16 protein-coding genes are annotated in these 9,981 nt (G+C 72.9%); 7 read left to right on the top strand and 9 right to left on the bottom strand.

Features of this window, described 5'->3' with window-relative positions; translation table 11 throughout:
- Positions 1-234 precede the first annotated feature (234 nt).
- Together ACFV9Q_RS29025 and ACFV9Q_RS29020 are read left to right on the top strand one after the other, a co-directional pair.
- Entirely contained in the window at positions 235-585 is a 351-nt protein-coding gene (locus tag ACFV9Q_RS29025; RefSeq protein WP_377237291.1) for a hypothetical protein, read from the top strand.
- On the top strand, positions 561-878 hold the full coding sequence (locus ACFV9Q_RS29020; RefSeq protein WP_377237290.1) for an XRE family transcriptional regulator: 318 nt from the start codon (positions 561-563) through the stop codon (positions 876-878). The genes ACFV9Q_RS29025 and ACFV9Q_RS29020 overlap by 25 nt, the downstream gene beginning before the upstream one ends.
- A gap of 4 nt (positions 879-882) precedes the next feature.
- Here the strand turns inward: ACFV9Q_RS29020 and ACFV9Q_RS29015 are convergent, their stop codons facing one another.
- The 4 genes from ACFV9Q_RS29015 to ACFV9Q_RS29000 are packed head-to-tail and all read right to left on the bottom strand — an operon-like array spanning position 883 to position 3,111.
- Entirely contained in the window at positions 883-1,611 is a 729-nt protein-coding gene (locus ACFV9Q_RS29015) for a DUF1684 domain-containing protein (RefSeq protein WP_377237289.1), read from the bottom strand.
- Positions 1,612-1,661: 50 nt separating this feature from the next.
- Entirely contained in the window at positions 1,662-2,111 is a 450-nt protein-coding gene (locus ACFV9Q_RS29010) for a DUF5959 family protein (RefSeq protein ID WP_377237288.1), read from the bottom strand.
- Between the two features lie 36 nt (positions 2,112-2,147).
- Positions 2,148-2,603, bottom strand: coding sequence for a nitroreductase/quinone reductase family protein (locus tag ACFV9Q_RS29005; protein WP_377237287.1), 456 nt, complete (start codon positions 2,601-2,603; stop codon positions 2,148-2,150).
- Between the two features lie 52 nt (positions 2,604-2,655).
- Entirely contained in the window at positions 2,656-3,111 is a 456-nt protein-coding gene (locus ACFV9Q_RS29000; protein ID WP_377237286.1) for a nitroreductase/quinone reductase family protein, read from the bottom strand.
- Positions 3,112-3,202: 91 nt separating this feature from the next.
- On the opposite strand from ACFV9Q_RS29000, the gene ACFV9Q_RS28995 reads away from it, so the two are divergent.
- Together ACFV9Q_RS28995 and ACFV9Q_RS28990 are read left to right on the top strand one after the other, a co-directional pair.
- On the top strand, positions 3,203-3,670 hold the full coding sequence (locus ACFV9Q_RS28995; protein ID WP_377237285.1) for a MarR family winged helix-turn-helix transcriptional regulator: 468 nt from the start codon (positions 3,203-3,205) through the stop codon (positions 3,668-3,670).
- 9 nt (positions 3,671-3,679) lie between these two features.
- Positions 3,680-4,063 carry a VOC family protein gene (locus ACFV9Q_RS28990; protein ID WP_377237284.1) on the top strand — a complete coding sequence of 128 codons (384 nt, stop codon included), beginning with the start codon at positions 3,680-3,682 and terminating at the stop codon, positions 4,061-4,063.
- Positions 4,064-4,136: 73 nt separating this feature from the next.
- Here ACFV9Q_RS28990 and ACFV9Q_RS28985 read toward each other — a convergent pair whose 3' ends face one another.
- Together ACFV9Q_RS28985 and ACFV9Q_RS28980 are read right to left on the bottom strand one after the other, a co-directional pair.
- Positions 4,137-5,060 carry a M23 family metallopeptidase gene (locus tag ACFV9Q_RS28985; RefSeq protein WP_377237283.1) on the bottom strand — a complete coding sequence of 308 codons (924 nt, stop codon included), beginning with the start codon at positions 5,058-5,060 and terminating at the stop codon, positions 4,137-4,139.
- A 119-nt stretch (positions 5,061-5,179) separates the two neighbouring features.
- Positions 5,180-5,512, bottom strand: coding sequence for a PEP-utilizing enzyme (locus tag ACFV9Q_RS28980; protein WP_377237282.1), 333 nt, complete (start codon positions 5,510-5,512; stop codon positions 5,180-5,182).
- Positions 5,513-5,576: 64 nt separating this feature from the next.
- Between ACFV9Q_RS28980 and ACFV9Q_RS28975 the strand changes: the two genes are divergently transcribed.
- Both ACFV9Q_RS28975 and ACFV9Q_RS28970 read left to right on the top strand, forming a co-directional pair.
- Positions 5,577-6,224, top strand: a complete 648-nt coding sequence (locus ACFV9Q_RS28975) for a transcriptional regulator (RefSeq protein WP_377237281.1) — start codon at positions 5,577-5,579, stop codon at positions 6,222-6,224.
- A gap of 28 nt (positions 6,225-6,252) precedes the next feature.
- The gene (locus tag ACFV9Q_RS28970) at positions 6,253-6,846 is read left to right on the top strand and encodes a histidine phosphatase family protein (protein ID WP_377237280.1); all 594 of its coding nucleotides are present in this window, start codon (positions 6,253-6,255) and stop codon (positions 6,844-6,846) included.
- 21 nt (positions 6,847-6,867) lie between these two features.
- On the opposite strand, the gene ACFV9Q_RS28965 is transcribed toward ACFV9Q_RS28970, so the two are convergent.
- Positions 6,868-7,293 carry an NUDIX hydrolase gene (locus ACFV9Q_RS28965; protein ID WP_377237292.1) on the bottom strand — a complete coding sequence of 142 codons (426 nt, stop codon included), beginning with the start codon at positions 7,291-7,293 and terminating at the stop codon, positions 6,868-6,870.
- 135 nt (positions 7,294-7,428) lie between these two features.
- Here ACFV9Q_RS28965 and ACFV9Q_RS28960 point away from each other — a divergent pair, with 135 nt between their 5' ends.
- Positions 7,429-8,121, top strand: a complete 693-nt coding sequence (locus tag ACFV9Q_RS28960) for a dienelactone hydrolase family protein (protein WP_377237279.1) — start codon at positions 7,429-7,431, stop codon at positions 8,119-8,121.
- 49 nt (positions 8,122-8,170) lie between these two features.
- Here ACFV9Q_RS28960 and ACFV9Q_RS28955 read toward each other — a convergent pair whose 3' ends face one another.
- Positions 8,171-9,034, bottom strand: coding sequence for a patatin-like phospholipase family protein (locus ACFV9Q_RS28955; protein ID WP_377237278.1), 864 nt, complete (start codon positions 9,032-9,034; stop codon positions 8,171-8,173).
- A 242-nt stretch (positions 9,035-9,276) separates the two neighbouring features.
- Positions 9,277-9,885, bottom strand: a complete 609-nt coding sequence (locus ACFV9Q_RS28950) for a cation transporter (protein ID WP_377237277.1) — start codon at positions 9,883-9,885, stop codon at positions 9,277-9,279.
- Positions 9,886-9,981 lie beyond the last annotated feature (96 nt).

Raw genomic sequence — 9,981 nt, 5'->3', positions numbered from 1 at the left:
GGTTTCTTCGCTTTGCGCCGGGGCAAAGCGAAGAAAACCGGGCCTCAAAGGGGAGGGACAGCCGGCGGCGGTGCGGCTCATGGCGGCGAGACGGTCGGCCGCGTGGCGGCCTGCCGTTGCGTATACGCACTGATGTCTGTCATCCCCTGCGAAGGGATGTCTTCCTGACAAAGTCAACCCATCAAGAGTGGGTGCCCGGGGTCGACGCCGCGGTGTGCTCATAACACTTGCGTTATGGTGGAGGCATGGATGTGGAACATCGTCCTGCTCGAGGAAGTTGATGCCTGGTTCCTCGACCTGGTCCGGACGGAGGACCCGGTGGCTGAGCATGTCGCCGCGGCGATCGAACTGCTCGCCCGGACCGGCCCCTCCCTCGGAAGGCCCGCGGTCGACTCGATCAAGAGGTCGACGGTCCACAACCTGAAGCCCGTAGGGCGGTTCTGCTCGTCGCGGGGGACAAGGCGGGGCGATGGGATGAGTGGTACCGGGCGACCATCCCGGTGGCTGAGCACCGATATGAGCAGTGGCTCATCGGTGAGTACGACGAGGAGGTGTGACAGATGGCTCGTTCATGGAACGAAGTGAAGGCCGACGCGGTCGCGACCGGCCTGGACGAAGCGCGAACGGCCGAGATCATGGCCGAGATGCGCGAGCAGGTGCGCGCGTACAAGCTCGCTGACATCCGCCGGTCCCAGCACGTGACGCAGGCCGTGATCGCGCAGGGGATGGGCGTAGCGCAGCCACGGGTGTCCGCGATCGAGCACGGCCGACTCGACTCGACCGAGCTGGGCACGCTGCGGTCGTACGTGGAGGCCCTCGGCGGCCGGCTGCGGGTGATCGCGGACTTCGGTGACGAGTTCGTCGTCGTGCAGGGCTGACGCCTTAGTACGCCGGCTTGTCCGGGGTGCGCTCGCCGACCGGGACCTCGACCGCCAGGGTGTTGCCGTCCTGGGCGAGCGGGCACGTCCACGCCGGGTCGTAGGCGCAGGACGGGTTGTAGGCGAAGTTGAGGTCGAGCACCAGGTCGCCGACGCCGAAGTCGTCGGGGCCGCCGCCCTCGCCGCCGTCGGACCCGCCGGTGTGCCCGAGCCAGGAGCCCTTGATCGTGTCGATGAGGTAGCGGCCGCCGCCGTAGGTGCCGCCGGGCGGGCCGGCGAGCGCGTCCTTGATCGGCACGAACAGGCCGCCGCCGTAGGAGGCGAGGCGCCAGACGTCGAGGGTGCCGAGGTCGCCCAGGGCGTCGGAGCCCAGGGCGACCGTGCCGAGCAGCTCGAACGGCACGACGCCGTCGGTCCCGGTGGGGACGTCGAGGCGGCGCGGCGCGCCGTCGGGCCCGGGCTCGGCCGGGACGATCGGGGCGCTCAGGCGCCAGGCCGGGTCGTACGGGGTGACGGTCAGCCCGGTGAAGCCGGGCCGCTCCTCCGGCAGGATCGGCGAGACCGGGTGGGTCGCGAAGAGCTCGTCCCGGGCGGCGATCCAGCCCGCGTGCGCGGCGGCCGGGTTCACGACGGCGCGGGTGCGGGCCTCGGCGTACAGCGCGAAGACGCGCCGCCGCCAGTCCGCGGTCTGGAGCGCTGTGATGGCCGGTGAGGTGGTGGCGGCGTGCGTCATGCGTCCGACACTACCCACCGCCGCTGACACGCTGCCGGGCGGCTTGCTGGTCAGCGCCCCTCGAACAGCTCGTAGACCCGGTCCAGGCGGTCGTAGGCCTCCTCGAACCACTCGTCGGACACGGGCACGGCGGTCGTCACGTCCGTGAGCAGACCCATCCTGTCGCGGACGGTGACGATGAGGGCGTCGTCGTCCTCCCAGCGGACGTGGACCTCGGGGGCCCGCAGGCTTTCGCGCCAGGCGACGTCCTGCCCCAGGTCCAGCGCGTCGAGGGCCTCCCGCCAGGCGTCCAGGTCCACATCACCGACGAACGTCGGCTGCACGCCCCTGACGCCGCGCCCGGCCGCGACGTCCCCGCAGTCGATCTCGATCGTGCCGCGCGCCTGACTGGCGGTCCCGTCGGGCCGGCGATCCAGCGAGTCGATGCGGAGAACCACGACGTTCCCGTCACCCTCGAAACGGAAGAGCTCGGACGGCAGACCCGCATCCTGTGATGTCACGGGCGCGAGTCAACCACGACCCACCGACACCCGGCATCAGTCCTTCGGCGTCAGCCGGATGACCGGCATCTCCCGGTCCGTCGTCTGCTCGTAGCGGCGGAAGTTGGCCGCCTCGGCGGTGATCCGCCGCCACGCCTCGGCCCGTTCGGCGCCGTGCAGCTCACGGGCGGTCACGGCGACCTTGCGGCCGCCCAGCTCGACCGTCAGCCGGTCGGGATGGGCGGCGACGTTGAGGTACCAGGCCGGGTTGGTCGCCGCGCCCCAGGCGGAGGCGACGACGAGCCAGGAGCCGTCCGGCCCGGGGAACCACGCGAGCGGCGTCGGCCGGGCCTGTCCGCTCTTGCGCCCGACGGTGGTCAGGACCAGGAGGTTCTTACCCATGGTCGTAGCGTTGGTGCGCCGGGCGTGCCCTGCCATCAGGCGGTTCAGCCAGCGGAACACGGGCCCGGGCACTCGTGCGCCGCGGGTGCCGGTCGGGTGGGAGAAGCTCATGGAGCGATCCTCGTCGGTGGTCGGGTGCGGCCGCCGGGAATCATGCCAGAGGTCAGGGCTTCGGCGTCAGGTGGATCACGGGGATCTCCCGGTCGGTGGTCTGCTCGTACTTGCGGAAGCCCGGGGACTCGTCCGTGATCTGCTTCCAGACCTGCGCGCGCTCCGTGCCGTGCAGCTCGCGCGCGGTCACCGCGACCTTGCGGCCCGCCAGCTCGACGGTCACCTGGTCCGGGTGCGCCGCGAGGTTGAGGTACCAGGCGGGGTTGGCCTGCGCGCCGGCCGCCGACGCCGCGATGAACCAGCCGCCGTCGGGCGCGACGAAGTAGCCGACCGGGTTCTCGCGGGGCTGCCCGCTCTTCCGCCCGACGGTGGTCAGCACCAGCAGCGACATGCCCATCGTCTTGCCGTCCGTGCGCCGGGCACGGCGGGCGATCAGCCTGTTGAAGAAGCGGGTGGACCGGCCCGGCTGCCGCGCGCCGCGCGTGCCGGTCGGATGGGTGAAGCTCATGGTGCTGCCTCCGGTGGGGCGTCCGCGAAAAGGTTCGTGCCATTGACTATACATGGCACGAACTATGTTGGCTGTGTACCTTTGACGAGTGATGCCCGATGAGACTCCCGACGGCTTGCCGGGCTGCGCCGCGCACGGCATTGGGGGCATGCCCGAGCTCGTGGAGCTCGCCGTGGTGCTGACCGCGACCGTCGCGCGCGTCGCCGAGCAGCACGAGCTCACGCCCATGCAGGGCCGGCTGCTCTGCGGCCTCGGCGACCAGCCGCAGCGCATGGTCGACCTGGCGCAGCTCCTGGGGATCGAGAAGGCGGCGCTCACGGGCCTCGTCGACCGGGCCGAGCGGCGCGGGCTGCTGGAGCGCGGCCCGGTTCCCGGCGACCGCCGCGCCGTCCAGGTGTCGCTGACCGACGCCGGGACCCAGGCGGTGGCCGCCTTCGAGGCCGGTGTCACCAGCGCGCTCGACGGCCTGCTGGCCACGCTGCCCGCCGGGGACCGGCCGGAGTTCCGCCGGCTGGCGTCGGCCGTGGTCCTGGCGGCCCGGGGTGCGCGCGCGGCCTAGGATCACGGGGTGCTGCGACTCTCCGACGTCACCTACCTCGTCCGCGACCACGACGAGGCGATCACCTTCTTCGTCGACATCCTCGGGTTCGCCCTGCGGGAGGACGAGACCAATGCGGCAGGCCGCCGCCGCGTCGTCGTCGGCCCCGCGGAGGGCGGGACCGGCCTCGTGCTCGCGCTGCCGGGCGCCGACGACGTCGTCGGGCGGCAGGCGGGCGGGAAGGTCGCCTTCTTCCTCGAGACCGACGACTTCGCCGCGCAGCACGCGCGGATGGTCGCGGCGGGCGTGCGGTTCCGCGAGGAGCCGCGCTACGAGGCGTACGGGACGGTCGCCGTCTTCGAGGACCTGTACGGCATGCCGTGGGACCTGATCGAGCCGCCGACGGGCGCGTGAACCCTCAGGCCGCGTCAAGACTGAAGGCCCCCGGGGGCCTACCCCGGGGGCCTTCGGCGTGGCGGAGCGGGTGTCAGCCGCAGTGCTCGAACGGGCTCGTGTAGCTCGTGGAGCCCACCGAGCCGCCCCACTTGACGCAGGTGCCGGGCGCGGACCGCTTGACCGGGCCGGCGTAGTACCCGTAGCTGCCGGAGTCGGTGGTGCGCGAGGCGCCCTGCGGCTCCAGGAAGGCCGAGACCGCGCTCGGCGTGCCGAGGTTGGTCGACTTCAGCGTGACCACGCAGTTGCTGCCGGTCCCGGAGTTGTACAGCAGGTAGGTCCGGCCCACCGTGCCGAGCGCGGCCTGGTCGACCACCGCGAAGCCGCTGCCGCAGACCTCCGCCGGCGTGTACGGGTTGCTCGACCCGCAGGCGTTGGTGCTGGTCACGGCCTTCTTTTGGCCCACGGAGACGGTCACGCCGTCGACGGTCGGCGAGGTGTCCACGACGCCGGACGAGCTGCGCTGCTCGTAGTGCAGGTGCGGCGCCTCGGAGCCCCCGGTGGAGCCGACGGTCCCGATGACGGTGCCCTGGCTGACCGACATCGTCTGGCCCGGGTTGCGCACCATCGTGGCGAGGTGCGCGTAGCGCGTGCGGGTGCCGTCGCTGTGCACGATCTGCACCCACTTGCCGTAGCTGGTGCTGCCCTCGTCGTCGAAGGTGGCGGTGCCGCCGGCCGTGGCCCGGACCGTCTCGCCGTTGATGGCGTCGCTGCCGTAGGTCTGCCAGTCGATGGAGCCGTTGGGGCTGTGGCCTCCGCTCCAGTTGTTGGCGTAGAACGTCTTGCTGCAGTTGAAGGGCGACTTGTGGGAGATCGCCAGCACGCCGGCGCCGCCACCCGGCGTCGTCGGGGAGGCGGTGGCCGTCGCCGTCGGCGAGGCGACCAGGGCGAGCGCGGCCAGGGCCGCGAGCGCCCACTGCCTGGCGGATCTTCTGCGGAACGGGGAGTTGCCTGTCATTGGTGCTCTCCATCCTGAGGTCTGACTCTTGGTCTGACGCAGGAAGGCTGGCACGGCGCCGGGCCGGTGCCCATGGGGAGTACTGCCCGTGGACGGCTCGCCGGTGGGTGTGGGGCCGGTCAGCCGGTGACCCGGCCGGCGCCGCCGTCGACGGTGACGGTCTCGCCGTCGCGCAGCGTCGTCGTGGCGCCGGGTACCGCGAGCACCGCGGGGATGCCCTGCTCGCGGGCCACGATCGCGGCGTGCGACAGGACGCCGCCGGTCTCGGTGACCACGGCCGCGACCAGGCCGAACAGGGCGGTCCAGGACGGTTCGGTGAAGCGGCACACGAGCACGTCACCGGGGCGCACGCGGGTGAAGTCGTCCGGCCCGTGCACCACGCGTGCGGGCCCGGACGCCCGGCCCGGGCTGCCGGGGGTTCCGGCCAGTTCGACGACGAAGCTGTCCGACATGACTTTCTCCTTCGGCGACCGTTTCGCGTTGACACTCTCCACCGGACGATGCACGGTGCACCGTGTGACCCGTATCCCGGTGCCCGGCCGATCCTCTCAGCCCGAGCTGCTCGTTCTCCACTCCGTCCGGATCCAGGGCATGGCGGACGACGACGCCGTTGCCGCGCGGTTCGGCCTCGATCCGGCGGAGACCAGCGAGACGCTGCTCGACGACGAGGCGTACGGCTGGGTCCGGCGGGCGGCGTTCGGCACCACGGCGGGCTGGTCGCTGACGGAGCGCGGCCGCGCCGAGGACGACCGGCTCCTCGCCCTGGAGCTGGCCGAGTCGGGAGCGCGGGCCGTCGTCGAGGAGGTGCACGAGGCCTTCGGGCCGCTGAACGCCCGCCTGCTGCAGGCGTGCACCGACTGGCAGCTGCTCCCCGCGGAGGACGACCGGCTCGCGCCGAACACGCACACCGACGCGGACTGGGACGCGCGCGTGCTCGACGAGCTCGCGGCCCTGGGCGCCGAGCTGGCGCCGCTGGTCGCCTCGCTCGCCGCGGTGCTGGCCCGGTTCGACGGGTACGACACGCGGTTCGAGCGGGCGCTCGACCGGGCGCGCGCCGGGCAGGGCGAGTGGGTGGCCGGGACCGGTATCGCGTCGTGCCACGCCGTGTGGATGGAGCTGCACGAGGACCTGCTCTCGACGCTGGGGATCCCGCGCGGTGCGTAGTACCTGGTCCGGCCGCTAGGTTCGTCGCATGGCGACCCGACACCTGTACCTGGCCCGGCACGGCGCGGCGGACGCGTTCGGCGAGCTGACCGACGTCGGACGGCGGCAGGCGGAGCTGTTGGGGGCGCGGCTGTCCGCGCTGCCGGTCGACGCGGTGTGGCACTCACCGCTGCCGCGCGCCACGGCGAGCGCGCGGGTGCTCAGCGAGCACCTGCCGGGGGTTCCGGTGGCGGAGGCGGCCGAGCTGGTCGACCACGTGCCGTACGTGCCCGCCGCGCCGGACCTCCCGCCGGCCTGGGCCGGCTTCTTCGACGGGTTCGACGACGCCGAGCGCGCCCCCGGCGAACGCCTCGCGGCCGCGCTGGTCGACCGGTTCGCGCGGACCGCCGACGTCGAGACCCACGAGGTGCTGGTCACCCACGCGTTCCAGGTCGCGTGGCTGCTGCGCCACGCGCTCGACGCGCCCCCTGCCCGCTGGCTCGGCCTGAACAGCGGGAACGCCGCGCTGACCGTGATCGAGTACCGCGACGGCCTGCCGCCCACGGTCGTGCTGTTCAACGACATGGGGCACCTGCCCGCCGACCTGCGCTGGACGGGTTTCCCGCCGTCGGCGCGGCCCTGACGGGCCCCGGTCCTGCGCTGTCTAGGGGATCAACCCCGCCCAGCGGCGCGACAGGTCCACCAGCGCGACCCGGTTCAGCGCGTCGATCTCCTGCTGGGTGTGCCAGGCGACGCCGTCGGTGGAACCGTCCTCCTCGACGCGCAGCTCGCCGCCCGTGATGCGCGCCCGGTAGACGATGCGCAGGGCCTGTCCGGGGCGGTCCGCCGCGTGCACGCGCTCGGCGGCGGGGAACACGATGCTGTCGACGCCGAGCAGCCCGGCCAGCTCCACGTGGTAGCCCGTCTCCTCGTAGACCTCCCGGACGGCGGCGTCGGCCGGGTGCTCGCCCGGGTCGATGCCGCCGCCGGGCATCGTCCAGCCGTGGTGCGTCCCCTCGGACCAGTGGGGCAGGAGCATCCGGCCCGCCTCGTCGGTGATGACCGCGTACGCGGAGACCCGCAGGTCCATGGTCCCGTCGGTGCTGGTGAACATGGTGCCCATCATGGCGCGTCCAGGGCATATGCACGATGCACAACGACTGGTACGGTCGGCAGCGAGGTCCGGGCCGCGCGTCCGGACGCCCCAGCGCACAGGAGGCTCCGCGTGCACCCCGGACACACCTCGGTCCCCGCCGGCGACGGCCCCTTTCCCGGCGTCGTCGTGGTGCACGACGCCTACGGGATGACCGACGAGCTGCGCCGTGTCTGCGACCACCTCGCCGCGCGGGGCTACCTCGTGCACGCGCCGTCGATGTACCAGCGCGGACGCTGCCTGCGGCAGACGTTCGCGAGCTTCGTCGCCGACCAGGGACCCGCCTACGACCGCCTGGAGGAGGCCCGGGCGGCGCTCGCGGCCCGGCCCGACTGCACCGGCAAGGTGGGCGTCATGGGCTTCTGTCTGGGCGGCCGGTTCGCGCTGGTCGCCGCCGGGCGCGGCGGGTTCGACGCCGCGGCGGTGAACTACGGCCTGCTCCCGGCCGGCAAGCAGGAACCGGCGGAGCTCGACCGGATGCTGTCGGCCCCCTGCCCGGTCGTGGCCAGCTACGGCGGCCGGGACCGGGTGGTCGACGTCGCCGAGGTGGACAAGCTGCGCGCCGGCCTGGAGCGCAGCGGCGTCCCGGTGGACCTCAAGGTGTATCCCGAGGCGACCCACTCGTTCCTCGCGCAGTACACCGGGGCGCTCGGCATGCTGATGCGGGTCCAGGGCATGTCGCACGACCCGGAGGCGTCGGCGGACGCCTGGGCGCGGACGCTCGCGTTCTTCGCGGAGCACCTGGGCGGGCCGACGTCGGCCTGATCTCTCCCCACGCCCGGGCTGGCCGGCCCGGCGACCGGCCCCGGCCCGGTCAGGCGAACAGTGCGGCCAGCTCCGCGGCCTGCGCGCGCCCCACCGCGCGGCCCGCGATGGCCGACGGCCCCCGAGTGGCGGGGGAGAGGGGGTTGATGCCGAACGCCTCCAGCGACGCGTCGTCCGCCCCGATCATCAGCACCTTCGCGGGTGCCAGGGCCTCGACCTGCTCGGCGGCCGACGGGCCGAACGGCGACGGCGACCCGGGCCGCTGCGGCGTGATGACCAGCACGTGGTCGGCGCCGGCGGCCAGGTCGATGTTCGCCACCGACCGGATGCCGCCGTCGACATAGCGCCGGACGCCGATGGTCACCGGCGGCCACACACCGGGCACCGCGCAGCTCGCGGCGATGGCGTCCAGGAGCCGCACGCCCGAGTCCCGGCGGAAGACGCGCAGCTCGCCCGACTCGGCGTCGACGGCCGGGATGGCGAGGTCGGTGTCCGGCCACTCGTTGCTCGGCAGGTGCGCCTCGTGCTCCTTGAGCCGGGTCGCCTCGTCGGTCGTGGTGGCGGCGAGCGCCATCGCGCCGATCCGGCGGCGGATCACGAGCGGGTCGGGCGGGGTGCCGTCGGCCGCCGGCTCCAGCGCCGCGGCCCAGCCCGCGAGCATGGCCGGCCCGTCGAACTCGACCACGAAGTCGAGGCCGTCGTCGACGAGCTGTGCCTCGTACAGCTCCTCCAGCGGCGTCCCGCTCGTGACCTGGGCTGCCACGGCGGACCCGGCGGAGGTGCCGATCACCCGGTCGGCGCCCACGAGTCGGGCCGCGAGCTCACGGTCCTTGTCGGCGATGCCCTGCAGCACGCCCAGCTCCCACGCGACGCCGGCGACGCCGCCTCCTCCGAGTACGAGTGCGTCCGTCATGTTTCGCACACTACGACCGCCCCAGATGCGGGGCGCGCCGACGCCAGGGTGATCCCAGGGTGACGTCCCCTCCGTTGAGTGCTGGGTATTTGTTTTTTTTCACCCGCTTTCCGGGACACACAACCCACACCCCACCAGCGCAGGGGGGGGGCAGGGGGGTGTTCCCCCTCTCCCCCCCCCCCCCCTTGGGTTTTTGCCCCTTTTTCCCCGACAACCGTTGAAAGACAAAAAACACCCAGCACTCAACGAGTGAGGTGGGCGGCCAGGCGGTCGTCCTCGCTCGCCTCCCAGACCTCGTGGGCGGCGTGGGCGGCCAGGAGGATGATGACGCAGCCCAGCGCCAGGTCGGGCCAGCCGGAGCCCGTCCACGCGGTGACCAGACCCATGGCGATGATCGCGACGTTCACGAGCACGTCGTTGCGGGCCGAGAGGAACGCCGCCCGGCCCAGCGCGCCGCCGTGGTGGTGGGTCCGGGCCAGCAGCCAGGCGCTGGTCCCGTTGACGACGATCGCCCCGAGCGAGGCGACGACCAGCGGGACGACGTCGGGCGCCACCGGATCCGCGAACCGGTCCACGGCCTGCCAGGCCGCCACCGCCGCGGGCACCAGGATGATCAGGGCCATGACCTTGCCCATGACGGCCCGCCGGGCGAGCGGCCAGCTCAGCGCGACGAGGATCAGCAGGTTGATCGCCGTGTCCTCGAGGAAGTCGACGCTGTCGGCGAGCAGGGAGATCGACCCGACGGCCAGCGCCACGGAGAGCTCGACGAAGAAGTAGGCGAGGTTGAGGGCCGCGACGATCAGCACGGTCCGCCGCAGGGCGGCGGTGCGATCGTCAGGTGTCGTGGGCACGGAGACATTGTGCCGCGCGGGCCCGCCTGCCGGATTCCCTTCGAGGCCCGGGGTTGTGCGGTTTCCTTCAGCCGCAACACACCAACAACACAACCC

The organism is Promicromonospora sp. NPDC059942 (assembly GCF_042731755.1).
Lineage (GTDB): Bacteria > Actinomycetota > Actinomycetes > Actinomycetales > Cellulomonadaceae > Promicromonospora.
The sequence above is the reverse complement of the archived record's forward strand: the minus strand, read 5'-3'. Positions and strand labels throughout refer to the sequence as shown.

Bases quoted from the DNA above. Each gene is read 5' to 3' on its own strand.
- ACFV9Q_RS29025 (WP_377237291.1), top strand. From the start codon at position 235: ATGGTGGAGGCATGGATGTGGAACATCGTCCTGCTCGAGGAAGTTGAT.
- ACFV9Q_RS29020 (WP_377237290.1), top strand. From the start codon at position 561: ATGGCTCGTTCATGGAACGAAGTGAAGGCCGACGCGGTCGCGACCGGC.
- ACFV9Q_RS29015 (WP_377237289.1), bottom strand. From the start codon at position 1,611: ATGACGCACGCCGCCACCACCTCACCGGCCATCACAGCGCTCCAGACC.
- ACFV9Q_RS29005 (WP_377237287.1), bottom strand. From the start codon at position 2,603: ATGAGCTTCTCCCACCCGACCGGCACCCGCGGCGCACGAGTGCCCGGG.
- ACFV9Q_RS29000 (WP_377237286.1), bottom strand. From the start codon at position 3,111: ATGAGCTTCACCCATCCGACCGGCACGCGCGGCGCGCGGCAGCCGGGC.
- ACFV9Q_RS28995 (WP_377237285.1), top strand. From the start codon at position 3,203: ATGCCCGATGAGACTCCCGACGGCTTGCCGGGCTGCGCCGCGCACGGC.
- ACFV9Q_RS28985 (WP_377237283.1), bottom strand. From the start codon at position 5,060: ATGACAGGCAACTCCCCGTTCCGCAGAAGATCCGCCAGGCAGTGGGCG.
- ACFV9Q_RS28980 (WP_377237282.1), bottom strand. From the start codon at position 5,512: ATGTCGGACAGCTTCGTCGTCGAACTGGCCGGAACCCCCGGCAGCCCG.
- ACFV9Q_RS28970 (WP_377237280.1), top strand. From the start codon at position 6,253: ATGGCGACCCGACACCTGTACCTGGCCCGGCACGGCGCGGCGGACGCG.
- ACFV9Q_RS28965 (WP_377237292.1), bottom strand. From the start codon at position 7,293: ATGGACCTGCGGGTCTCCGCGTACGCGGTCATCACCGACGAGGCGGGC.
- ACFV9Q_RS28955 (WP_377237278.1), bottom strand. From the start codon at position 9,034: ATGACGGACGCACTCGTACTCGGAGGAGGCGGCGTCGCCGGCGTCGCG.